This window comes from Bacillus sp. 005/A4HT-01/001, from assembly GCF_004634445.1.
In the GTDB taxonomy this organism is placed as follows: Bacteria; Bacillota; Bacilli; order Bacillales; family Bacillaceae; genus Bacillus; species Bacillus altitudinis.
In genome coordinates this window covers 681,792-704,328 of sequence record NZ_SEIZ01000001.1, presented here as the reverse complement: position 1 = coordinate 704,328, position 22,537 = coordinate 681,792, and the positions used below count along the sequence as shown (strand labels likewise).

The 22,537-nt window shown below is 42.4% G+C and carries 25 protein-coding genes; 12 read left to right on the top strand and 13 right to left on the bottom strand.

Features of this window, described 5'->3' with window-relative positions; translation table 11 throughout:
• Position 1: 1 nt before the first annotated feature.
• Positions 2–802 (bottom strand): RsfA family transcriptional regulator, encoded by an 801-nt coding sequence (locus tag ES896_RS03745; RefSeq protein WP_135226425.1) that lies wholly within the window; start codon positions 800–802, stop codon positions 2–4.
• A gap of 242 nt (positions 803–1,044) precedes the next feature.
• Between ES896_RS03745 and ES896_RS03740 the strand changes: the two genes are divergently transcribed.
• The 3 genes from ES896_RS03740 to ES896_RS03730 all read left to right on the top strand — a co-directional run bounded on the left by ES896_RS03740 (position 1,045) and on the right by ES896_RS03730 (position 3,269).
• Positions 1,045–1,266, top strand: a complete 222-nt coding sequence (locus tag ES896_RS03740; RefSeq protein ID WP_003215259.1) for a YuzB family protein — start codon at positions 1,045–1,047, stop codon at positions 1,264–1,266.
• A 170-nt stretch (positions 1,267–1,436) separates the two neighbouring features.
• Positions 1,437–2,738 carry an HD domain-containing protein gene (locus tag ES896_RS03735; protein ID WP_007497716.1) on the top strand — a complete coding sequence of 434 codons (1,302 nt, stop codon included), beginning with the start codon at positions 1,437–1,439 and terminating at the stop codon, positions 2,736–2,738.
• A 30-nt stretch (positions 2,739–2,768) separates the two neighbouring features.
• Entirely contained in the window at positions 2,769–3,269 is a 501-nt protein-coding gene (locus ES896_RS03730; RefSeq protein WP_024719448.1) for a YwgA family protein, read from the top strand.
• 104 nt (positions 3,270–3,373) lie between these two features.
• Here ES896_RS03730 and ES896_RS03725 read toward each other — a convergent pair whose 3' ends face one another.
• Genes ES896_RS03725 through ssuE form a run of 8 tightly spaced genes read right to left on the bottom strand, consistent with a single transcriptional unit; the run spans position 3,374 to position 8,888 of the window.
• Positions 3,374–4,117: an amino acid ABC transporter ATP-binding protein gene (locus tag ES896_RS03725; RefSeq protein WP_041091388.1), complete on the bottom strand. Its 744-nt coding sequence runs from the start codon at positions 4,115–4,117 to the stop codon at positions 3,374–3,376.
• Complete coding sequence (locus ES896_RS03720; protein ID WP_024719446.1) at positions 4,114–4,824, bottom strand: ABC transporter permease subunit; 711 nt, start codon at positions 4,822–4,824, stop codon at positions 4,114–4,116. The genes ES896_RS03725 and ES896_RS03720 overlap by 4 nt, the downstream gene beginning before the upstream one ends.
• 16 nt (positions 4,825–4,840) lie before the next feature.
• Positions 4,841–5,683 (bottom strand): transporter substrate-binding domain-containing protein, encoded by an 843-nt coding sequence (locus ES896_RS03715; RefSeq protein ID WP_008343547.1) that lies wholly within the window; start codon positions 5,681–5,683, stop codon positions 4,841–4,843.
• Positions 5,684–5,700: 17 nt separating this feature from the next.
• Positions 5,701–6,462 carry an amino acid ABC transporter permease gene (locus tag ES896_RS03710; RefSeq protein ID WP_008343545.1) on the bottom strand — a complete coding sequence of 254 codons (762 nt, stop codon included), beginning with the start codon at positions 6,460–6,462 and terminating at the stop codon, positions 5,701–5,703.
• A gap of 13 nt (positions 6,463–6,475) precedes the next feature.
• Positions 6,476–7,039, bottom strand: a complete 564-nt coding sequence (locus ES896_RS03705; protein ID WP_008343543.1) for a GNAT family N-acetyltransferase — start codon at positions 7,037–7,039, stop codon at positions 6,476–6,478.
• A gap of 34 nt (positions 7,040–7,073) precedes the next feature.
• Positions 7,074–7,328: a glutaredoxin family protein gene (locus ES896_RS03700; RefSeq protein ID WP_135226424.1), complete on the bottom strand. Its 255-nt coding sequence runs from the start codon at positions 7,326–7,328 to the stop codon at positions 7,074–7,076.
• Entirely contained in the window at positions 7,328–8,353 is a 1,026-nt protein-coding gene (locus ES896_RS03695) for an LLM class flavin-dependent oxidoreductase (protein ID WP_135226423.1), read from the bottom strand. The genes ES896_RS03700 and ES896_RS03695 overlap by 1 nt, the downstream gene beginning before the upstream one ends.
• Entirely contained in the window at positions 8,337–8,888 is a 552-nt protein-coding gene (gene ssuE, locus ES896_RS03690; RefSeq protein WP_135226422.1) for an NADPH-dependent FMN reductase, read from the bottom strand. Before ssuE ends, ES896_RS03695 begins: the two co-directional genes overlap by 17 nt.
• A 150-nt stretch (positions 8,889–9,038) precedes the next feature.
• Between ssuE and ES896_RS03685 the strand changes: the two genes are divergently transcribed.
• Positions 9,039–9,923: a LysR family transcriptional regulator gene (locus tag ES896_RS03685; protein ID WP_008343536.1), complete on the top strand. Its 885-nt coding sequence runs from the start codon at positions 9,039–9,041 to the stop codon at positions 9,921–9,923.
• Between the two features lie 38 nt (positions 9,924–9,961).
• On the opposite strand, the gene ES896_RS03680 is transcribed toward ES896_RS03685, so the two are convergent.
• On the bottom strand, positions 9,962–11,290 hold the full coding sequence (locus ES896_RS03680) for an LLM class flavin-dependent oxidoreductase (protein WP_135226421.1): 1,329 nt from the start codon (positions 11,288–11,290) through the stop codon (positions 9,962–9,964).
• 374 nt (positions 11,291–11,664) lie between these two features.
• On the opposite strand from ES896_RS03680, the gene ES896_RS03675 reads away from it, so the two are divergent.
• The gene (locus ES896_RS03675; protein ID WP_017368236.1) at positions 11,665–12,477 is read left to right on the top strand and encodes a zinc-dependent metalloprotease; all 813 of its coding nucleotides are present in this window, start codon (positions 11,665–11,667) and stop codon (positions 12,475–12,477) included.
• Between the two features lie 52 nt (positions 12,478–12,529).
• Here ES896_RS03675 and ES896_RS03670 read toward each other — a convergent pair whose 3' ends face one another.
• Positions 12,530–12,715 carry a 2-hydroxymuconate tautomerase gene (locus tag ES896_RS03670; protein WP_008343530.1) on the bottom strand — a complete coding sequence of 62 codons (186 nt, stop codon included), beginning with the start codon at positions 12,713–12,715 and terminating at the stop codon, positions 12,530–12,532.
• Between the two features lie 107 nt (positions 12,716–12,822).
• Here ES896_RS03670 and ES896_RS03665 point away from each other — a divergent pair, with 107 nt between their 5' ends.
• A complete protein-coding gene (locus ES896_RS03665; RefSeq protein WP_135226420.1) occupies positions 12,823–13,485 on the top strand; it encodes a site-2 protease family protein in 663 nt (220 codons plus the stop codon).
• 12 nt (positions 13,486–13,497) lie between these two features.
• Positions 13,498–14,016: a YwhD family protein gene (locus ES896_RS03660; protein ID WP_007497712.1), complete on the top strand. Its 519-nt coding sequence runs from the start codon at positions 13,498–13,500 to the stop codon at positions 14,014–14,016.
• A 125-nt stretch (positions 14,017–14,141) separates the two neighbouring features.
• Here ES896_RS03660 and ES896_RS03655 read toward each other — a convergent pair whose 3' ends face one another.
• Entirely contained in the window at positions 14,142–16,211 is a 2,070-nt protein-coding gene (locus tag ES896_RS03655) for a transglycosylase domain-containing protein (protein WP_135226419.1), read from the bottom strand.
• A gap of 225 nt (positions 16,212–16,436) precedes the next feature.
• Between ES896_RS03655 and speE the strand changes: the two genes are divergently transcribed.
• The 5 genes from speE (at position 16,437) to argS (ending at position 20,850) form a co-directional block, all read left to right on the top strand.
• A complete protein-coding gene (gene speE / locus ES896_RS03650; RefSeq protein ID WP_045033908.1) occupies positions 16,437–17,267 on the top strand; it encodes a spermidine synthase in 831 nt (276 codons plus the stop codon).
• Between the two features lie 69 nt (positions 17,268–17,336).
• Positions 17,337–18,209, top strand: a complete 873-nt coding sequence (gene speB, locus ES896_RS03645) for an agmatinase (protein ID WP_135226418.1) — start codon at positions 17,337–17,339, stop codon at positions 18,207–18,209.
• Positions 18,210–18,285: 76 nt separating this feature from the next.
• A complete protein-coding gene (locus ES896_RS03640) occupies positions 18,286–18,633 on the top strand; it encodes a hypothetical protein (RefSeq protein WP_135226417.1) in 348 nt (115 codons plus the stop codon).
• A gap of 124 nt (positions 18,634–18,757) precedes the next feature.
• Complete coding sequence (locus ES896_RS03635; RefSeq protein ID WP_008343509.1) at positions 18,758–19,180, top strand: YwiB family protein; 423 nt, start codon at positions 18,758–18,760, stop codon at positions 19,178–19,180.
• A complete protein-coding gene (gene argS / locus ES896_RS03630; protein ID WP_007497706.1) occupies positions 19,177–20,850 on the top strand; it encodes an arginine--tRNA ligase in 1,674 nt (557 codons plus the stop codon). Before ES896_RS03635 ends, argS begins: the two co-directional genes overlap by 4 nt.
• Positions 20,851–21,493: 643 nt before the next feature.
• Here argS and ES896_RS03620 read toward each other — a convergent pair.
• Entirely contained in the window at positions 21,494–22,462 is a 969-nt protein-coding gene (locus tag ES896_RS03620; protein ID WP_135226415.1) for a S66 family peptidase, read from the bottom strand.
• Positions 22,463–22,537: the final 75 nt, after the last annotated feature.

The window sequence follows — 22,537 nt, the reverse complement described above, 5'->3', positions numbered from 1 at the left end:
GTTATTCAGCCATTTTTTCAAGGTTGCCGTTCCGGTCCATTTTAAAGGTTGGTGCGGCACTGTCGTCCTCTTCAAACAAAACTAGTTTTCTTGCACGGTTCATGATTTTGACGAGTGTTTCATAATCTTCTTGAATGGTGAGCTGATCCTTTTCAAGCTTTTTCACTTCAGCTTCTAGTTGAGACACTTTATGTGAAAGTTCGTTGTTTTCTCGTTTTAACCGGCTGTTTTCCATGCGTAAGGCAGAAGATTGCTGTCCATCGCCTTCATAGCGGCGTAAGAAATCAATGATATCCTCAATGGTTAACTCTTGGCGCTGCCCAAATGGATTGGTTTCTGGCTTTTTCTCTGTCACTTGAGAAGCCTGTGACAATAAATGTGATAAACTAGCTAACTCTTCATTGTAGCTTTGATCCACAAATTGAAGCTGTTCGGCTGTTTCGGCTGCAGGTGCAAACGTTTCTTCTTGCGCAGGTTCCAGTTCTTGAGAGAACTCTTCCTGTGTGATCGTTTCTTCAACTTGCGGCTGATAGAGCAAACGTTTTTTCGCAGGCTGTCCATTGCCGAGAGCACGCATGCGTTGTTTACGCTGTTTTTTGGCAAGTGCCAATGCTTTTTCATATTGATGCCTCACGACAGCATTCCATCTAAATCCGCATGCCGCTGAGGTACGGTTTAGCTTGTCTCCCACTTCTTCAAATGCGTTAAGCTGTGTACTGCCCTCTCTGACGTGACGTAAGACGGTTTCTGCCAGAAGGAGATCATTTTCCTCTGACCAAGCATCTTGTCTTTGTTTTGACATGTGTTTAAACCCCCATAAGATTTGATGGTATTAGATTAGCCAAGTTGAAGAAGGTTTATACAAGTTTGCTAAAAGGATAGTGGAAAATACTAGCTTTTATGTGAATACGTCTCTGTGCTGACAATGCTTCTTGCAACTCCAGTCGCTTCGATGTACAATGTTGGGTGGTATATTATTCACTCTTAGTTGTCCAACTGTTTCATATAGAATGAAGTTTCATCATTGAAAGGAAGCGTAAGAACATGGCTAATGAGTTTCGCGTATGTGACGATTGTGATGCGACGAACCTAAAAACGTTATTGCCTCGACTTAAATCGGTTGACCCTGATGCAAAAATTGAGATTGGCTGTCAATCGTATTGCGGTCCAGGACGAAAAAAGGCTTTTGCGTTTGTGAACAATCGCCCATTATCCGCACCAACAGAAGATGAGTTACTCGAAAAGGTTCAAAAAAAAGTCAAATAAATGTCACTGAATGTGTTCAGTCGACCTAAAAAGAGGTCCGTCCCTGTCAGGTCGGGCTTTTTACGTCCGTTCAATCTATGAGAACACATTCGCCAGCAAATTCAAGGATGTTTTCGGGAAAAGTTACCCGATATAATAGAAACACGTCTTAAAAAAAGAGGGACGAAACGATGGCGTATCCAAAAGGGAAATTATCCGAAGAAAAGGTATTTAAAGATCCTGTGCACCGCTATGTTCACGTACGGGATGCATTGATATGGGATTTAATCGGAACGAGAGAGTTCCAGCGCCTTAGACGAATTAAACAGCTAGGCACCACTTATTTAACGTTTCATGGGGCAGAACACAGCCGATTTAATCATTCACTCGGTGTATACGAGATTGTCAGACGAATTGTGGATGATGTGTTTAAAGGAAGACCCGAATGGGATGAAGGGGAGCGTGAGCTTGTACTGAGTGCCGCCCTGCTTCATGACCTTGGACATGGTCCGTTTTCTCATTCCTTTGAAAAGGTCTTTCATTTAGATCATGAATCGTTTACAAGAGATATCATTTTAGGGCAGACGGAAGTAAATGAAGTGCTGCGCCGGGTCAGTGACGATTTTCCAAAGCATGTAGCAGAAGTCATTGCCAAAACGTATCAAAACAAACAGGTGGTCAGTTTGATTTCAAGTCAAATTGATGCCGACCGAATGGATTACTTGCAGCGGGATGCTTACTATACAGGCGTCAGCTATGGTCACTTTGATATGGAACGTATTTTACGCGTAATGCGTCCAAGAGAAGATCAAATTGTGATGAAACAGAGCGGGATGCATGCTGTAGAGGATTATATTATGAGCCGCTATCAAATGTACTGGCAAGTCTATTTCCATCCAGTGACACGCAGTGCGGAAGTCATTTTAACAAAAATTCTCCATCGTGCAAAAGAGCTGCATGAAACGGGCTACATTTTTACACATGCCCCGGTTCATTTTTATTCAATTTTTGAAGGAAATGTCACCACAGAGGACTATATTAAGCTAGATGAATCCATTGTCTTATTTTATTTTCAGGCGTGGGAAGATGAAGAAGATCACGTGCTGGCTGATTTGTGCCGCCGTTTTATGAACCGCCGTTTATTCCAATATACAGAGTTTAATCCAAATGAAGAAATGACGAAATATTTCAAGCTGACGGCTTTGTTCAAAGAAGCAGGAATTGATCCTGACTATTATTTAGTGGTCGACTCTTCCTCTGATTTGCCTTATGACTTCTATAGACCGGGCGAAGAAGAAGAACGGCTGCCGATCCATCTCTTGACGCAAAGTGGTCATATTAAAGAACTGTCGAGACAGTCAGATATTGTTGACGCCATTTCCGGTAAACGAAGAACCGATCATAAACTTTATTTCCCGATGGACTTAATTGTAGATATGTCGGAAAAAGCTGAAGAAAAGAAGGCGATCATGAAGCTGCTTGGATTGGGATAAGGAAGTACTGAAAAAGGAGATGTCGGGAATTTGTTGAAAGAGCATGCAAAGTTGATGAAGGTGTTCTCTGAATCTGGGGAAATCGTTGGACGGAAGAAGCTGCAAAAAATGATTTACATAGCAAAAAAGCTAGATTTGCCTTTTTACGAGAAATACGATTTTCATTTTTATGGCCCCTATTCAGAGGAGTTGACGCTCAGAATTGAAGAGCTGTGCAACCTTGGATTCTTGGACGAAATGAAGGAAAAAAAGGGCGGATACTTTCAATATCGCTATTCGCTGACGGACAATGGGAAAGAGTTTCTCGATCAGTGTGAAGTGGACATGCCTGACCTCAAAGTGCTGACGCAGCAGATGAATGAGCAATCGTCTCGTTTTCTAGAGCTTGTCTCAACGATTTTATACTTTGATGATCTGCCAAAAGATGAGGTAAAGGAAAAGGTCTTCACCATTAAAAGCAAGCAGCGCTATACGGACGAAGAATTTGAGGCAGCCCTTGCTTATATTGATCAGTTGAAGGAATTGAACTAACGACAAGAACCAGTTTGTGATAGCCAATGGCTAGAACAGACTGGTTTTTATTTTGCACGCATATAGAAACAGAAACAAGTCGACCTCATGGATCGACTTGTTTTTTAGGAATGATGATAAGAAAATCTCGCTAAAAATTGTTTTGTCCGTTCTTCCTTCGTCTGTTCAAAAACTTCTACTGGGGTGCCTGATTCAACAATGACCCCATCTTCCATGAAAATGACCCTGTCGGCAATATCATAGGCAAAGCTCATCTCGTGGGTGACGATGATCATGGTGACTCCGGTTTGTGCCACTTGTTTAATGACGTCAAGTGTTTCACCTACAAGCTCGGGATCTAAAGCGGAGGTCGGCTCATCAAACAAAATGACTTCCGGATTCAATGCAAGTGCTCTTGCAATGCCTACTCGCTGCTGCTGTCCGCCAGATAATTGATGCGGATAGGCATCTTTTTTCTCTAGTAACCCTACTTTTGTGAGCAAATGGAGGGCTGTGTCATAGGCATGGTCTTTCGGTTGTTTACGGGCAATGACTAAGCCTTCCATGACATTCTCAAGTGCTGTCTTATGAATAAACAGGTCGTATTGCTGAAAGACCATGGCTGTTTTTCTGCGAATTGCTAGAATGTCTTTCGGTTTTGCTTGATTGAATGTGACACTGGTGTGATCAATGCTGATCTCGCCTTGATCCGCACGCTCAAGAAAATTTAAGCATCTGAGAAATGTTGATTTCCCAGAGCCGCTCGGACCTAAAATGACAACGACTTCGCCTTTTTCTACCGTTAAATCAATTCCCTTTAGAATCTGGTTTTGACCGAATGCTTTATGCACTTGTTTGATGTGAATCATGCCAATCGCCTCCTTTTGTTTTTGTGTCCATATTTCTCATATCCGGCTGTAATGGCTTCAATAGAGGCACACAGCGCCCAGTAAATAAGGGCAACAGCAATGTAGGCTTCAAGATAACGATAGTTCACATTGGCTTTGATTAAAGCGCCGTTTAAAATATCGACCACAGATACCATAGAGACGAGAGAAGAGGCTTTGATTAAACTGATGAGCATGTTGTTCAGTAAAGGAAGAGAGATGGGAAAGACTTGTGGAATGATCACTCTTCGCAACACCTGTCTGCCTGTGAAACCAACGGATAGAGCGGCATCAAATTGGCCCTTTGGGATGGACGCAAGAGAGCTTCGAAATATCTCTGATAACCCGCTGACGGCATATAAAGAAAGGGCGAAAATGGCAATCCATCGTCTATCTAAATCGCTAAAACGGATGGGCAGCGAAAGAGATGCAGCCAATTGATCGAGCGAATCGGAAAAAATAAGATAAGATACGAGCAAGATTAATACAACAGGAATGGCTTTAAAAATCGCCACAAACCATTTGAACAATGGAGACAATATAGGCACTTGATAAAAACGAATAAGGGCAATGCCAAAGCCAAACACGGAGCCGAATAATAGCGGGAGAAAACCTAATAGCAGCGTCGTTGGCAAATAATGAAGTGCGGCTAGAAAGGCCTGAAACATAAAAGCAACGTCAAAATCCACTCAGATCGCTCCTTTCTTATGATGTAGTAAAGTCTCCGCCCAATATTTTTTTAGACAATTCAGCGAGCTTGCCGTTATCGATCAGTTTTTGCAGGGCTTGATCAATGTCTTTTTGAAGTTTTGTATTGTTTTTTTGATATAGATAATACGTTTTAGATACGTTTACAGGCTTTCCGGATGTCACAAGATGAGCATTGAACTGTTTGTTTAGCTTATTGACGTCATACTTTGTGAGTAAGGCAGCATCGACCGTGCCATTCTGCAGGTTTTTGACTAAAATTTCGTTCCCGCCATCCCCGTAGACAATGTCAATTTTCCGATCATGCTTTGCGTTATATTGCTCTAGCAGATAAGCGAAATTACTTCCTGTAGAGGTGTGCACTTTGTGTCCAGCTAAATCGTCCAGGCTTTGAAAGTCATGACCGGATGCTTTATTCACCACCACATAACTTGTATAATCTGTATAGCCAACTTTTCCAAATAGATATTTCTTCTGACGCTCGTCATTGATTTCATATTGGTGTGCAGCGAGATCAACTTTACCGGCATCTAAAGCAGGCAGAATATTTTTAAACTCAAAGGATTCATATTTAAACTTATATTGTGGCAGCAGCTGATCCACTTCATCTAATACAGCCTTCTCGTAGCCTGTTAATTTGCCGTTTTCATCTAAGTAAACGAAGGGTTGATAGGCGTTCCCTGTCCCGATGACGATTTCTTTTGCATCTGGGTCATTATTGTTTGCTTCTGCTTTGATTTCATCCGATTGCTCATTATTTCCGCAGGCGGCAAGGAGCAATGAACCAAGTAGAAGCAGACCGATGATGTAATGATTACTGAATATTCTGTTATTTTTCATGTAAATTCCTCCTTAGTTTATTTTGCGCGTTTTTCTACAGTAAAGGCCGCTTCGGCTCTTTTTAAGGGAAGCAATGCCGTCTGACGCTGTTTTTTTGTTTTCGGTGTATTGATCCGTTTTTCCAATAGGTCAAATGATTTTTCTAACACCATACTTAAAATGATAAATATAACGGCAGCAATAAAGTATCCTTCTAATACGCGATAGTATAAAGCCCCTAATGTTTGAACCTTTCCGATCATGTCCATCACACCTAATGTAAAGGCGAGGGAGGTATTTTGTAATAAGTTGACAATGGCCACGCCGATATTAGGTAGGGCGATTCTCCCTGCTTGAGGAATAAGCGTTCTTCTATAAATCTGCCATTTCGTCAGTCCAATCGAGGCGGCCGCTTCATATTGAGATGCTGGGACACTCGATAGGGCAGATCGGAATATTTCTGAAAAATACCCAGCTGTATTGAGTCCATATGTAATATACAGAAAGATCAATTTGTTCCACATGGAGATATCAAGCCCTATTGTTGCAAGCACACCAGGCAGGCCATAAAACACAATAAACATTTGCACAAGGATAGGTGTTCCACGAATAAATGAGACATAAATTGCACTGAGCTGATGCAGGATGGGAATACGCTCAATTCGAAAATAAGCAAGAATGAATCCAAGAAAACTGCCAATCAAAGTGGCAAATAAAACGATCAGTAAGGTTGTTGGAAGGGCTGACAATACTTTAGGGAAGAGTGTGACGACATACTCCCATTTGAAAAACTCCCCCATGTTGAATCACCTCCTATGTTGAAGTCGTTTGGACTTTTTCTTCTGAGGGCGGTGCGCCTAATATGGCGGCATCGAACCGTTCAGGGATGAGGACTTTATACATTAATACACCTAAGTCGCCATTATCGGCTTCACGTTCAATATATGCTGTATAGCCTTTTCGTTCGTACATCTCTAGAAGCCAGGGGTGCTTTCGGCCAGAAGTGCCCAGTGTGTATGCTGGTGCTTTAAATGTCTGCCGGAGCAAGGTGTTTTCTACATAATCGAGCAGCTTATTTCCGATCCCTTGACCGGCTAAATCAGGAGCTGTGGCAAACCACCAAACAAATGGATAGCCTGAGACCGGTTGAGTACTCTCCCACGGAAAACGTATGGTGATGGTTGATATGAGCCGCCCGTCTCGTTCTAACACAACAGCAACGGATTGTTTGATGTTTTCTGTGACCATTTCAAGTGTGGCGTTCGTGGATGGCCAATCAATGCCCATTTCTCCAAGCGGTTTAAATGCACTGGACAGCAATTCTAGAAAAGCCGGTGCATCTTCTTCGGTAGCGATGCGAAAAATATCTCGACTCATGACAAACCTCCAATCAAAAGGGTAGTGTGTAATGTCAGCTCAACGCTTTTCGTAAAGTATCGATATCTGGATTCAGCAATGCTTGATACACGTGGGGATCACGGCTGATTTCTACTACTGGCACGTAACGGACGCCGTATTTTTCTTCTAAAATATTTCTGTAATGATCATGTTCTGTTACATCAATGGTTGAATAAGTAATGTGCTGTTCGTTGAAATAGGACTGAATGTCCTGACAATAGCTGCATCCTTTTTTGCTCCATAAAATGATTTTTTGATTATTTGACATTAGACGCTCACCTCTTGGTTTATTTGTTTTTTGGCTGTTAGTTCATGATCAAATGCTTCTTTTAATAATGTGATAGACGCTATTCTTGCCTCAATGTCTACAATCGGAGATAGCACAATGAACTCGTTGATCTCATATGTCTCGGCTAGTTCAGTCAGCCGGTGATGAACGGTTTCTTTTGTGCCAGCGGTATAACCGGTTTTTTGAACGTGAATGTTGTAGTGTTCTTTTTTTGTTCCTTTCACCAGCTTTTCTGCATCTTCTAGTGACGTCACATTAAGCTTTCTTCCATCGGAAAAGGAGACCTTTACTGTTTCCTTTTGCTTGATGTACGAGATGGCTTGTTTGTGGTCTTCCGCTACAGATACGGTGATGGCGAGAAGAAATTGCTGGTGCGTGTTCTGTGTCTTGAATTTTTGAAAAGTCTCTCTTGCTTCTTTTAATAATGCGTCATCCCCGTTAATAAAATAGGCAAACACAAAGGATATCCCAAGTTTTGCTGCGAATTCCGCGCTCTCAATACTGCCGCCTAGAAGGAACATGTCGGGTGATACGCTAGGAATTGGCTGAGCATTTAATTCATTTGCTTGTTCAGTAAGATACGTTTTGAGATCCACTAATTTTTGAGAAAAGTCTTTCCGTGACGCTTGATAATCTTCCTGAAGCGCTTGTGTCGAGAGGTTCAACCCTCCCGGTGCTTTCCCAACGCCTAAATCGACTCTGCCAGGCGCTAGTGATGCCAGTACATGAAATGTTTCAGCCACCTTAAACGGGCTGTAATGCTGAAGCATGACACCGCCAGACCCAATTCGCAAATGGTTCGTTTTTGCTAAAAGATAACCAGCGAGGGCTTCAGGGGATGATCCTGCCACTTGAGAATTATTGTGATGTTCAGACACCCAAAACCTGTGATAACCAAGCTGATCTGCTGCTTCAGCCAATCTGACAGTATGCTGAATACCCGTCTCTGCTTTCTCGTTTTCACTGACGAGGCTTTGATCAAGAATACTAAGGGTGAGCGACATTGGCTGTTCCTCCTATTAGACTTTGATATTGAGATAGTGCGAGGTTTAATCTGTTTGTGGCATCTGGATCAAGCACATAGCTATCTGAATCCTGCTTTGAGACCTGTTGATCGACAACATACACGCCAGATTGAACGACGGTTGCACCGAGTTGATGAATGATCGGTTTAAGTGCATATTCAATGACGAGCAAATGTCCGTATGTTCCTCCTAAAACACAGGGGAGAACGGGTTTATCTTGTAATGCTTTCTGGGGAAGTAGATCTAAAAAAGTTTTTAAAATACCGGAAAAAGACGCTTTGTAGACAGGTGTTAACACAATGACACCGTCGCTCTCATTCACAAGTTCAATGGCTTTGACAATGTCTTCGTTTGAAAAATCTGCTCCTATTAAGGCACCACTAGGAAGCTGGTGGACTTGAATGACATGAACATCAATCCCATGGAACGCCAAACGATGATGGATCTGCTGCAGGACACCGGTTAACCGAGATTGGACAGAATGCCCGCCTGCTATAATCGTTACTTTTGCCAATTCGTCTCCTCCATTTCTGATAATTCCTTCTAAACAACTTGGAATAGTTGATAATATAAATTATAATAAGGCAAACCAATAGAAAAGTATAATTAGTAATCATAAATACACGATTCAGATATTTAAAATACAGGGAGAAGAGGGGTTTTCATGGAGATTCGAGCGATACGCACCTTTGCCACGATCGTGAAATACGGAAATTTTTTAAAAGCAGCAGAAGCGCTGAATTATTCTCAGCCAACCATCACTTTGCACATCAAACATTTAGAAGAGGAAATTGGAGAGAAGCTTCTAGAAAGAGGGAAGACCTTAAAGTTAACAGCATCAGGACAGCTTTTTTATGAAAGAGCCAATTCTTTACTCAATGAATATGAGAAATTGACGAAAACACTCCAAGATTTAGAAGTGGGCATTGCGGGGTTCATTCGCATCGGTGTTTCTGAGCCCACTGCCAGCTTAGAATTTCCTGCCCTTATTGCAGAATTCAAGGAAAGGTTTCCGAATGTAGAATTTTCTGTGCAAGTAGCGGATGCGAATACGTTGAGTTCCTTACTTTCTCATGATGAGATTGATTTTGCGATTTGCGGAGCACCAGAAGCTTCGATGGAGAATAGCTATAAGCCTCTTTTTCAAGATGATATCGTGCTGCTCGTCCCGTCTTCCCATCGATTAGCGGAAAAAGGGGTAGTGGAGGTGACCGATTTAAAGGATGAGACCATTTTATTCACGCCACACAATTGCCCCATCCGTATTCAAATCGAACAACAAATCGTCGATGTCATTGGGACCAATTACAATAAGTTAGAGATTACGAGCAGCATGTCCCATAAACATTATGTTCAGGCTGGATTAGGTGTCTCTCTTTTTACACGAACTGCTCATTCCTTTACTCTTCCAGGCACCAAGGTATTAGAAATAAAGGGCATTCATGTTTCCCCGCCAGTTGGTCTATTGAGGAAAACAAATGATTCGCCAGGAAGAGCCGTACTTCAATTCATTGATCTCATCGAAAATCGACTGCATCAACCAACATGAAAAGAGGGGTAGCCTTTGAGCTAACCCCTCTTTCATGTTTATTTCACTGTTTGTTTAAGAAACTGATTCTTCTTGATAGGCAGACCCAAATTTTCACGAAGGGTATGAGCTGGATAATTCGGGTCGTAATATCCTCTTTCTACTAATATCGGGATGACGTGCTCCGTCCATTCAGATAAACCGCTTGCTAGAATAGGCGCGCCAAAAATAAATCCATCTGCGGCATCTTCTTCGATCCATTGGATCAGCTGGTCTGCCACTTGTTCATAAGTACCGAAAAAAGCACTTTTGGGAGTGGTTACTCGTAGAGCGACTTCTCTTAAGGTCAAGCTTTGTTCTTTCGCCATTTTTTTAATCGATTCAGTTGTGGATTGAAAGCTGTTTGAACCGGCATCACCGATATCAGGAAATGGCTCATCAAGTGGAAATTGACTGAAGTCCAAGTGATCAAAGAACCTGCCCAGGTAATGAAGGGCTTCTTCAATAGAGACCAGATGTTGAATGGCTTCATATTTTTCTTCTGCTTCTTCGACTGTTCTCCCTGTAATCGGGTGGATACCGGGGAAAATTTTGATGTCAGATGGATTTCTGCCCAGCGCTGCGGCTCTATTTTTCACGTCGCGGTAATATGCTTTCGCTTTCTCAAGTGAGTCTGCATTCGTAAATACTGCGTCCGCTTCTTTTGCGGCTAGATCCTTTCCTGCCTCTGACGCACCTGCCTGGAAAATCACCGGTTGCCCTTGTTCAGATCGTTCGATATTCAAAGGACCTTTGACAGAAAAGTGTTTGCCATGATGGTTTAATGTGTGCAGTTTATCCCGATCGAAGAAAACCCCTGTTGATCGATCTCTTATAAAAGCATCCTCTTCCCATGAGCTCCATAGGCCGTTCACTACTTTTAAGTATTCTTCTGCAATTTCATACCGAAGTGAATGGCTAGGATGCGGACGAATGATGTGGTTTTCAGCAGAGCCTTCAAGTGGAGAAGTCACAACATTCCATCCGGCCCGCCCTTTACTTAATTTATCTAGGGATGCAAATTGCCGTGCAATGGTAAAGGGCTCACTGTAGGAAGTGGATACAGTGCCCACAAGTCCAATCTGTTTGGTGACCGCAGCAAGAGCGGATAAGATGGTTAATGGTTCAAATCGGTTCAAGAAATGAGGAATTGAATGTTCATGAATATATAAGCCATCTGCGACAAAGACAAAACGGAAACCCGCTGCTTCTGCCTTTTTTGTCATTGCTTGATAATAATCAATGTTCACACTTGCATCTGCTGGAACGGATTCATCCTTCCATGCATTCATATGACCTCCTGGACCATGTAACATCAATCCAAATTGTATGTGCTTGTTTTCAGACATGTGGATCGTCCCTTCTGTTTTGAAATAGCATTGTTTTTATGTTCTTCATCATAAGGGAGAATCGCAAAGAAGTATAATTCGTATCAGTAAAGTCTGAATTTATCTTTTCTAATATCAATTTTTGCTTCTTTATATGGTGTGGCTGGGTCTATAACAGCACTTTAGAAAAAGATGGATGTTTACTAAGCGAATGTCCCAGATCAAAAGTTCTGCTTTTTGATAAAATGTGTGTCAAAATATCCGAAAAATTAGTGAAAATGACATGTTTCGACTTTCTTCCTGTATATCCAATTCCCTGTTTTTGACTGAATAGAAGGAAAATGGTGAATTTTCAGTGAATATATAACCTTGTGAAAAACAAAGGAGGGATAGGAATGAAAAAGCGTTCAGTCTTTTTGTCATTTTTATTGGTAGGTAGTTTGTTACCGGGGGTAAGTTCAGCTTCAGCACCAGTTGCAAGTGCAGGTCATGGGCATGATCATGGTCATGCGCCGTTCGAAACACATATTAGTGAAGGGTTGCCAAAGGCAAACGATTTTAAAGATTTGACGAAGGCACCTCCTATTGAAAGAGATGTGACAACAAAAATTTTAGACGAGTCTGGTAAACAGGTAGGGTCTAGAACCTTTAAAGCAAATACAGGAGATTCGATTTCAACAAAAGCTAGTACAGGCAGTCAGAAAGTGACCGTCTATGCAGTAGCTGATGCGCAGTATCGTGCGAAATATAGTGATTGGCAGACGCGCATTGTCAGCATCATTGAGCAAGCGGATGTGACATTTAACCGTGATCATGATGTGGACTTTGTCGTACAAGCCGTAGGATCTTGGACGTCCTCAGGATCAAATTCATCACAAATTTTGTCTAACCTTCAGCGCAGCTTTGATGGCAGAGGATACGATTTTGTCACAGGATTTACAGCAAATCCAAACTTTGATGCTGGCGGAATCGCTTATGTTTACAATAGTGCACCGAGCGGAAGTGCATTCAGTGTCAACCTTGATCAAGGAACAGCGAATACAGCAAAAGCGGCTACACATGAATACGGCCATAACTTTGGTTTGCCGCATGACCCTCAAGGCAGCGGAATTGTCTGCTTAATGAATTATGATTATTCTTACACTGTCGATTACTTCGATGCGGCTCATAAAAATCAAGTGAACCGTAATAAAGCTTGGTACAGATAAGGTAAGAGACAAAAGGACAAACACCGAAAAAGTGTTTGTCCTTTTTATATGCTTACAGGTCGCTCATTCGCTTTCCTGCTACAGCATAATGTTCTTTTTTCATTTCTTCAATAATGACAGAGACTTTTTCTGCACCTGCGCCTGTTGTTTCAACAACGGCATCTGTGACTTTCTCCACAAGAGCTCTTTTCTGCTCATCTGTTCTTCCTTCAAGCATTTGAACGGTGATAATCGGCATGATGGCAACCTCCTTTTTCCTGTAGTGCTACGCTTCCCTTTAGTTTAAGGGACTTCTTATAGTATACTGAATGAAGTAAATCATTGTATAGAAAGAAAGAGGGATTCATGCCTTTGGACCAATTTCTTGTTTATCCATTAGAACTGATTCCATATGTCGCCATTACGCTTGTTGTGGCTTTTACGATGCACGAGCTGGCGCATGCATATGTTGCGTATCGTTTTGGAGATCCGACAGCTAAAAATCAAGGCAGACTGACGCTCAATCCATTGAAGCACCTTGATGTTTTCGGGACGATCTTGATCTTTGTGGCTGGGTTTGGCTGGGCGAGGCCTGTACCTGTGAATCGGTACCATTTCAAAAACCCACGTCTCGCAGGGATATGTGTGTCGATCGCAGGACCTTTAAGCAATTTGGTTTTGGCATTTTTGGGCTTTTGTGTGTATGCGCTTCTTCAGAAATTTGGCGGGGAGTCGCTCATGCGCTTTGAGCCGGGGATCGATTATTTTTTCCAAATCTTTATTAACTTGAACGTGATTTTGTTCCTATTTAACTTATTACCGATTCCGCCGCTGGATGGATATCGTATTATTGAGGATGTTGTCAGTCCCGGCATCCGTGCGAAGATGACGCAGTTTGAACAGTATGGAATCATCATTTTCCTCATCTTCGTCATCACGCCGCTAGGTCAGTTTGTTTTTGTTCCATTGATCGGAATGCGGGATCAAATCATATACTGGTTTAATCTTATTTTGAAGCCGCTGCTTTAGGAGGTTTAATGAATGGAAGGTAAAAAGAAGAAACCAATTGGTTTTAATATCATTAAAAAAACAGATGCAACGGATGGACATGGAGGTTTTGGGGCAGGTGCCCTCAGCCTTGATAATATCTCGCCTGTCATCATTGATGTGGAGGAAAAGGAAGCCGTCATTGATATTGGTGCGATGCATGCAAGAAGTGCCGTCGAAAAAGGAATTAAATTTTTAAAAACCAAAGAAGAGGTACCTAACGGAAAACCGTATTGGCTCGTATGGGTGACGATTGACCGTAGAGAAGAGGGGCCATATTATGCAGGAGTCACAGCTTGTGAAATGACGGTTGACCGCTCGATCCGCAGAGGATATAAATCACTTCCTGAGCATGTGAATTTAATGGATAAATCCATGAAGCGTAAAATCGTTGTCAGTCATATGGATGATGGTTCGAAAAAGGTGCTCGCTGATTTCTTGAAGAGTCACAATGAAGCGTTATGGGAAGCATCTACAGATGAATTAAAAGAAGGATTGGCTGTTCCTGAGTAATTGTGAAATTTTTGTGAAGAATGATGAATGGATACCAATTCCAAGCGTTTTTTCAGTAAACTGGTGTTAAAGCTAGGACATGGAGAATCCCGAGATGCAGATCTCGGGGTTTTTCATGTCCATTTTTAACGTTTCAGCCACTTTTCCCACCATTTCTTAGGCTGTTGATCTTGAGCTTTGTCTTGCTCAGAAGCTTTGTTCTCGGCACCATAGCAGACACCGGTCGGCTCCGTTCCTTCTATAAAATAGGTAAATACCTTTGATTCGCATCCTGGGCCTGCGAGATCACCGGTTTTTGGATTGATATATACGCCTTTTACACCGTCTGGCGGCATGAAGGAGGAGGCTGGCTGATTCGAGAGGGCTGATTCCATAAAGGAAGCCCATATCTTCTTCGCATAGGCGGTTTCTTTGACCGAGTCTATGGTGCGTCCTTTATCGTAGCCGGTCCACACACCTGTGACGAGCTGGGGAGAGAAGCCGATCATCCAGCTGTCAGCACCTGTCGTCCCCGATTTCCCTCCATACGTTCTGGTAAGATCTTTTGAAATGGTACGACCTGTGACACTTGTATAGCCATTTAATTGATGATTGAACATCCCTGACATCATGTCAGTGGTGACAAATGCTGCTTTTTCATCTAGTACTTGCTCTCGTTTTTGTTTCTCCTCAAATAGTACGTTGCCCTTTGCGTCCGTTACTTTCGTAATAAAGGTTGGCTTGACGCGTTTTCCTCCATTGACCAGCATCGCGTAAGCATTGGTCATTTCGATTGGTTTGACAGGTGAAGTACCTAGCGCAAGTGAAGGCACTTGATCTAGTTTTTCGTGAATCCCGAACGTTTTACCTGCACGTACAAGCTGTTCCATTCCTAAAAATAGATGGGTTTTGACCGCATAAATGTTATCAGATAGAGCCAAAGCCTGAAGCATCGTAATACCGTCATTGGCGTAATAGCCATGATAGTTGCTTGGTGAATAAGCGGCGCCGCTTCCTTGCTCATCGAGTTCAAAAACAGTTTCTTCACTGCGCATCACGGTTGCTGGTGTAAACCCATTTTGCAAAGCCATGTAATAGAGAAGTGGTTTCATTGTTGAACCCGGCTGTCTTTTTGCTTGTGTGACACGATTGAATGGGCTTTTCTCGTAATCTCTCCCGCCTATGAGGGCGAGTACATGCCCTGTTTGGGGATGGATGGCAGCAAAGCCGATTTGGATATCTGATTCAGCATCCATGATGTTGGTTAAAGTCTTTTCAGCGATTTTTTGTAATTCAGTTTGTAAGGTCGTTTCGATATGAAGACCATACGTTTCAATTTGTTCCTCGGTTAAGCCCAGCGTTTGTTTCAGTTCGCGAATCACATCATCATAAAAATACGGGGCCTGCTTTGCTTGCAGCTGCTTTTGTTTGAGCGGGCGATAGGACAGCTTTTCCTTGCTGGCATCAGCAGCTGCTTTTTTCGTAATCATGCCATCCTCTTGCATTTGCCTCAGAATCATATTCTTTCTTGCGCTGGCTTTCTCCTCATTCACATAAGGGGAGTAGAGAGAAGGCCCCTTTGGAATCCCGGCAAGCAAGGCAGACTCAGCTAAAGTTAAGTTCTTCGCTTTTTTTCCAAAGTAAAGGCGGGATGCCGCTTCCACGCCGTATGCGCCGTGGCCATAATAAATGGTGTTCAAGTATCCTTCTAATATCTCATCTTTTGTATAGTTTTGTTCTAAGCGGATCGTGTAAAAGGCTTCATTCCACTTCCGCTTCCATGTTTTATCATGATCTAAATATAAATTTCGTGCGTATTGCTGGGTGATCGTGCTGGCGCCTTGTACCTTTGCCATTGCACGAATATCTGCCACCGCAGCACCTGCCATTCGTTTCACGTCAAAGCCGTGATGCTGATAAAAGGTTTTATCCTCAATCGCGACCACTGCTTGCTGTATATGAGGGGACATGTCCTTTAACGGAACCCAGTATCTCTTTTCTCCAAAGCTCGATTCGCCAAGTTTAGACCCATCGGCTGCATAAATGGTCGTGGATTGGGGAACTTGAACAGAGGGAGCGCCTTGCCACTTAGCTAGTAAAAGAATCGTCAAAAAGACTGTGCCAGCAAATAGAAAAGCGAGCAAGCCGATAAAAAAACAGGCCCGAATCGTTTTCACGGTCATGCGGATTTTTTTATTACTCATGATTGTGTCCATGCAAAGCCCCCATTTTGACGGTTTTTTATCAGTATGGGACAAAGAAAACCGTTTTAAACAGGCGACTGCAAGGGTGTGCTTTAAAAATGAAGTTATCTCATGCGGTTCTTTACAATTTGATACGAATCCACTATACTTTTTTCTTGGACAATCGATATAGTCATAGCCGATAAAAGGCGCTAACAATAGATGTTTGTTTATTATTGGATGAGAGGAAGATGAACAATGAGTGAACTTTGGTATACAGAGAAGCAAACGAAGAATTTTGGCATTACATTGAAGGTAAAGAAGACCCTTCACACAGAACAAACAGATTTTCAGCATTTAGAAATGGTGGAAACAGAAGAGTTTGGTAATATGCTGTTTTTAGACGGTATGGTGATGACATCAGAGAAAGATGAGTTTGTATACCACGAAATGGTGGCACATGTTCCTCTTTTCACTCATCCAAACCCTGAAAATGTTCTTGTCGTAGGCGGAGGAGACGGTGGTGTCATTCGTGAAATCCTGAAGCATCCAAGTGTGAAAAAAGCGACACTTGTTGATATTGATGGCAAGGTCATTGAATACTCGAAGAAGTTCCTTCCTTCAATTGCTGGGAAACTAGACGATCCTCGTGTAGAGGTGAAAGTCGGAGACGGCTTTATGCACATTGCGGAAGCCGACAACGAATATGACGTGATCATGGTTGACTCAACTGAGCCAGTTGGACCAGCTGTGAACTTGTTCTCTAAAGGTTTCTATGCAGGAATCTCAAAAGCACTCAAAGAAGACGGTATTTTCGTTGCACAAACGGACAACCCTTGGTTCACACCTGAGTTAATTACAAATGTACAGCGTGATGTAAAAGAAATTTTCCCGATTACCAAGCTATACACAGCGAATATCCCAACATATCCAAGCGGTCTTTGGACATTTACTATCGGTTCTAAGAAGTATGATCCACTTGCTGTAGAAGACAGCCGCTTCTTTGATATCGATACGAAATATTACACAAAAGAATTGCACAAAGCGGCATTCGTTCTGCCGAAATTTGTGAGCGACTTAATCAAATAAATCAAGCGAAGTGGAAATGCGCAAATGACCGTTTGCGCATTTTTTGAAGCGTAAAAGGAGGAATCTTGTATGAGATTCGACGAGGCTTACTCAGGAAAAGTGTTTATTGGAAGTCATCCGACATGGGAAGATGCGAAAGTCATTTTATACGGGATGCCGATGGATTGGACCGTCAGTTACCGTCCCGGCTCACGTTTTGGCCCGAACCGTATTCGTGAAGTATCCATTGGATTAGAGGAATACAGTCCTTATTTAGATCGTGAACTGCACGAGGTGCCATTCTTTGATGCTGGCGACATCCCGCTTCCATTTGGCAATGCACAGAAAAGCTTAGATTTAATTGAAGAGTATGTCGACAGCATTTTAAAAAAAGGGAAGTTTCCGTTAGGAATGGGCGGCGAGCATCTTGTGTCTTGGCCGGTTTTCCGTGCGATGTATAAGAAATACCCTGATTTGGCAATCATCCATATGGACGCACATACCGATCTTCGTGAGGAATATGAGGGTGAGCCGCTTTCACATTCGACACCGATTCGTAAAGTTGCAGGACTTATTGGACCTGAAAATGTATACTCTTTCGGCATCCGTTCAGGGATGAAAGAAGAATTTGAATGGGCAAAAGAAGTAGGCATGCACATTTCTAAATTTGAAGTGCTGGAGCCATTGAAACAAGTATTACCAAAGCTGAAAGGCCGCCCAGTTTATGTGACAATTGACATCGATGTACTTGACCCAGCTCATGCACCTGGTACAGGAACGGTAGATGCTGGCGGTATTACGTCAAAAGAACTGCTGGCATCTATTCATGCCATTGCTGGTTCTGATGTGCATGTCGTCGGTGCAGATCTTGTAGAGGTAGCGCCTGTATATGATCATTCCGATCAAACGGCGAATACAGCAAGCAAACTTTTACGAGAAATGCTGCTTGGTTTTGTGAAATAACATTGATAGAGGAGCTTGTCATCTCATATGGACAAGCTCTTTTTTTACATTGGTGACATGATAAAGGAGGCAGGTCATGTTTTCTTCTGTATTGATGGTATTACTCGCTTTATGTGTGTTAGCGGCGGGCTTTCTTACGCTGAAAAGAGAGCTTGCAGCGAGTCCGCCTACTTTTACCTCGAAAAAAGAGGCAAAGGATGAGATGGTTCATCTGTTTCAGGATCGAGGCTTTTTCTATCTCACTGGCATCGCGCTGTTGATGCTATTTGTTTATAAGCAAGGGCATCTTCTCCCATTTGATTTCTTTCAGGCATTTTTGGCAAGTTCAGGTATCCAAGCACTGTTTTATCTCATTAATCGAAAAAGCGCAGGGCTCAAGACTGGACTCGTGATAGGGGTGAGCTTCATTTTTCTTTTATTCTAAAGAGACATGTGAAGATCAAAAAGGGGGTTTCATCCACACGAAGATGAGAAATGATGGGATGATAGGCAATCGGGATTATGGTATACTATTTTAGTTAAACGGGTCTTAGCAAAGGAAGTGCAAAATGACACAAAACCAAATTTCAATTCATGTAAAGTCAGTGATGAAACCAGAGACGGAACCGGCTGAAACGATCGAATTCCGAACAACTGGAACGTATCAAGAGAAGAATGACAAAACGTATCTCACTTACCATGAAGAACATGAAATGGGTCAAGTAAAAACTGTTGTCAAAATAAGTGAAAAAGAAATCTTTGTCATGAGATCAGGTGCGATTCAAATGAAGCAGCGCTTTCTCACTGGAGAAACGACCGTGACACATTACACGATGCCATTTGGCACACTTCAACTCGATGTGCACACACATGGTATTGATCTTGATGTAGACAATGGGCTTCTACACATTACGTACGATATGCTGACAGGTGAAGATCAAAAGCATTTACATACATTATCGATTTCATATAAGGAGGATTTACGTTCATGAATATCGCAGAACAGGTCAAAGATGCGTTAAAAGAAGAAATCATTGCGGCAGTCGTCAAAGCAGGACTTGCTGATGAAAGCCAGGTGCCGGATGTTCTTTTGGAAGTGCCAAAAGACAAAACTCACGGTGATTATTCCACCAATATGGCGATGCAGCTGGCACGCATTGCGAAAAAAGCACCTCGTCAAATCGCCGAGGACATTGTGAATGCATTTGATAAAGGCAAAGCGTCAATTGAAAAACTGGATATTGCAGGTCCAGGATTCATCAACTTTTATATGAACAATCAGTATTTAACGAAACTGATTCCGGCAGTTCTTGAGGCAAAAGAGGCTTATGGCGAAACGAATACAGGCGGCGGTCAAAAAGTACAAGTCGAATTCGTCTCAGCCAACCCAACAGGTGACCTTCATCTTGGACATGCCCGCGGTGCAGCTGTAGGAGATTCTCTTTGCAACATCCTTGATAAAGCAGGCTTCGACGTGAGCCGTGAATACTATATCAACGATGCAGGCAATCAGATCAATAACCTTGCTCTATCTGTAGAAGTACGTTACTTTGAGGCGCTCGGTCTTGAAAAAGAAATGCCAGAGGACGGGTACAGAGGAGAAGACATCAAAGGCATCGGACAGAAACTTGCGGATGAATTTGGTGACCGTTTCGTGCATGAACCAGAAGAAGAGCGTATGAAATTCTTCCGTGAGTACGGTTTAAAATATGAACTAGAAAAACTACGTGTCGACCTAGAGAATTTCCGTGTCCCATTTGATGTGTGGTATTCTGAAACGTCTTTATATGAAAACGGAAAAATCGAACCAGCGCTAGAAACACTTCGCGCTAAAGGCTATGTCTTTGAAGAAGATGGCGCAACATGGTTACGTTCAACTGATTTTGGTGATGACAAGGACCGTGTCCTGATTAAAAAAGACGGCAGCTTCACGTACTTGCTTCCAGATATCGCATATCACAAGGACAAATTAGACAGAGGCTTTGACCAGCTCATCAACATTTGGGGAGCGGATCATCACGGCTACATTCCTCGAATGAAAGCGGCGATCCAAGCACTCGGATATCCAGAGGACAAACTGGAAGTCGAAATCATTCAGCTTGTTCACCTTTACAAAAACGGTGAAAAGATGAAGATGAGTAAACGTACAGGTAAAGCCGTCACAATGCGTGACTTGATTGAAGAAGTGGGCTTAGATGCCACTCGTTATTTCTTTGCGATGAGAAGTGCGGCGACACATATGGACTTTGACTTAGACTTAGCGATTTCTACGTCTAACGAAAACCCTGTGTACTACGCGCAATATGCGCATGCGAGAATTTGCAGCATGCTCCGTCAAGGGGAAGAAAAAGGCTACGAGCCAAACCTTGAAAAAGCAGATTTCTCTCACATTCAGTCCGATAAAGAATACGATCTTCTGAAAATCATCGGCAGCTTCCCAGAGGTTGTAGCAGAAGCAGCAGAAAAACGTATTCCGCACCGCGTCACAAACTATATCTATGATCTAGCATCAGCCCTTCACAGTTTCTACAATGCCGAGAAGGTCATTGATGTTGAAAATGAAACAAAAACAACAGCACGCCTATCGCTCATGAAAGCAACACAAATCACGCTTGCGAATGCATTAAAACTCATTGGCGTATCTGCACCGGAAAAAATGTAATGCAAAAAGCCCCGCTCTATTTTATGAGCGGGGCTTCTTTATATAAAAAACCCGCTATTCTCGAGAGATAGCGGGTTTTGAAAAATTAACCAAGCGTATTAATGATGTTAGAAATAGAATCAAATAATTGGCTAAGTACATCAGAGAACATAGAGCATATCCTCCTTTCAGAAAGCATGTAGTATGTGCGTGTCATAGGAATTACCCAAGTGTGTTAATGATGTTAGAAATAGAATCGAATAATTGGCTAAGTACATCAGAGAACATAGTTTGTATCCTCCCTTCGGCAAGCATGTAGTATGTGTGCGTTAATGGGATTATCCAAGTGTATTGATAATGTTAGAGATAGAATCAAATAATTGGCTAAGTACATCAGAGAACATAGTTTGTATCCTCCCTTCGGCAAGCATGTAGTATGTGTGCGTTAATGGGATTATCCAAGTGTATTAATAATGTTAGAGATAGAATCGAATAATTGGCTAAGTACATCAGAGAACATGTTTTTGCCTCCTCTCTTTTCTTTTTACATCTACTTAACGAAGAGGATGAAGGGTTGGATCACTTTTTCTAAAAAAATTTTAAAAACAAATAAAGGCATAGAAAAAGCACCCTCATATGTGGGTGGGTGCTTTTTAGGTTTTATTTATGCATGAACACGCCATTGGATTTGTCCGTCGTAGCAGGATAGCTCGGCACTCCCGCCAATCGGCAAGGTGAAGACTGGCTGTGTATGTCCTATGTCTACATCATAGATCACCGGGATGTGTTTGAGCATTGGATGTTTATCTAGAATGAACCTCAAATGTTCCTCTGTCATCTTGGATTTCTTTTGAAAACGTCCGATGATTAACCCTTTAATGGATTCGGCATGCTGCAAGAGCGAGGCAAGGTCTCTGGCGAAAATTTCAGGAAAGACCAAGTCATCATCTTCTACAAATAAGATGGCATCCTTGATGCGAGGCATAAAGGGTGTCCCTTGCAGTAAGTTCAGTGTACAAAGATTTCCGCCATACAAGGTGCCTTCAGCTGTTCCTTCTTGATAAATCCCCCATGTTGTCGGATGAAACTGCCTATTTGCTTGATCAAGATACCACGCATCATCACTCCACTTTGTAGAAGGGGTGAAATCAAATGGCTCGCTGCTCATCACGCACGCTTGAAACATGGCTGTCTGTTCCTCTTGTCCTTGTTCCATATGGAAACTGGAGAAATGAGGACCTGAGTACGTCACCATGTCACATTTGGCGGTAATGGCGTTTGCAAGTGCGGTAATATCACTGTAGCCGCAAAGAACTTTTGGGTGCTGACGGATCAAATCATAATCTATATAAGGCAAAAGCTCATTGCAGTTAAAGCCGCCGATTGCTGTCAAAATGCCGTCGACTTCATCATTTGAGAATGCCTCATGTAGATCAGATAGACGGTGTTCAATAGAAGAAGAGGAATGCAGATCACATTCAAACACGTGTTGTCCAAAAGAAACAGTGAACCCTATTGCCTCTAAACGTTTTTTCGCCTGAGCCATTCCTTCTTCTGATAAAATGCTGGCACTTCGGCTTGGAGCAATTACCCGAATGTAGCTTCCCTTTTTTAAAGCAGATGGTGTACGCATAAGTCATTCGTCCCTTCCTTCACATATTTTCCATTATATCGGATCAAAACGCTCCAGTCTGTAAAAGCTAAAAGA

Coding starts and splice junctions, on each gene's coding strand:
- ES896_RS03670 (WP_008343530.1), bottom strand. CDS start 12,715: ATGCCGATTATCACCGTTCAAATGCTTGAAGGAAGAACAGATGAGCAG.
- ES896_RS03695 (WP_135226423.1), bottom strand. CDS start 8,353: ATGTCGCTCACCCTTAGTATTCTTGATCAAAGCCTCGTCAGTGAAAAC.
- ES896_RS03640 (WP_135226417.1), top strand. CDS start 18,286: ATGTTTTCTTCTGTATTGATGGTATTACTCGCTTTATGTGTGTTAGCG.
- ES896_RS03715 (WP_008343547.1), bottom strand. CDS start 5,683: ATGAAAAATAACAGAATATTCAGTAATCATTACATCATCGGTCTGCTT.
- ES896_RS03740 (WP_003215259.1), top strand. CDS start 1,045: ATGGCTAATGAGTTTCGCGTATGTGACGATTGTGATGCGACGAACCTA.
- ES896_RS03675 (WP_017368236.1), top strand. CDS start 11,665: ATGAAAAAGCGTTCAGTCTTTTTGTCATTTTTATTGGTAGGTAGTTTG.
- ES896_RS03745 (WP_135226425.1), bottom strand. CDS start 802: ATGTCAAAACAAAGACAAGATGCTTGGTCAGAGGAAAATGATCTCCTT.
- ES896_RS03710 (WP_008343545.1), bottom strand. CDS start 6,462: ATGGGGGAGTTTTTCAAATGGGAGTATGTCGTCACACTCTTCCCTAAA.
- ES896_RS03735 (WP_007497716.1), top strand. CDS start 1,437: ATGGCGTATCCAAAAGGGAAATTATCCGAAGAAAAGGTATTTAAAGAT.
- ES896_RS03700 (WP_135226424.1), bottom strand. CDS start 7,328: ATGTCAAATAATCAAAAAATCATTTTATGGAGCAAAAAAGGATGCAGC.
- ES896_RS03685 (WP_008343536.1), top strand. CDS start 9,039: ATGGAGATTCGAGCGATACGCACCTTTGCCACGATCGTGAAATACGGA.
- speE (WP_045033908.1), top strand. CDS start 16,437: ATGAGTGAACTTTGGTATACAGAGAAGCAAACGAAGAATTTTGGCATT.
- ES896_RS03725 (WP_041091388.1), bottom strand. CDS start 4,117: ATGATTCACATCAAACAAGTGCATAAAGCATTCGGTCAAAACCAGATT.
- ES896_RS03635 (WP_008343509.1), top strand. CDS start 18,758: ATGACACAAAACCAAATTTCAATTCATGTAAAGTCAGTGATGAAACCA.
- speB (WP_135226418.1), top strand. CDS start 17,337: ATGAGATTCGACGAGGCTTACTCAGGAAAAGTGTTTATTGGAAGTCAT.
- ES896_RS03665 (WP_135226420.1), top strand. CDS start 12,823: ATGCCTTTGGACCAATTTCTTGTTTATCCATTAGAACTGATTCCATAT.
- ES896_RS03655 (WP_135226419.1), bottom strand. CDS start 16,211: ATGGACACAATCATGAGTAATAAAAAAATCCGCATGACCGTGAAAACG.
- argS (WP_007497706.1), top strand. CDS start 19,177: ATGAATATCGCAGAACAGGTCAAAGATGCGTTAAAAGAAGAAATCATT.
- ES896_RS03705 (WP_008343543.1), bottom strand. CDS start 7,039: ATGAGTCGAGATATTTTTCGCATCGCTACCGAAGAAGATGCACCGGCT.
- ES896_RS03660 (WP_007497712.1), top strand. CDS start 13,498: ATGGAAGGTAAAAAGAAGAAACCAATTGGTTTTAATATCATTAAAAAA.
- ES896_RS03680 (WP_135226421.1), bottom strand. CDS start 11,290: ATGTCTGAAAACAAGCACATACAATTTGGATTGATGTTACATGGTCCA.
- ES896_RS03620 (WP_135226415.1), bottom strand. CDS start 22,462: ATGCGTACACCATCTGCTTTAAAAAAGGGAAGCTACATTCGGGTAATT.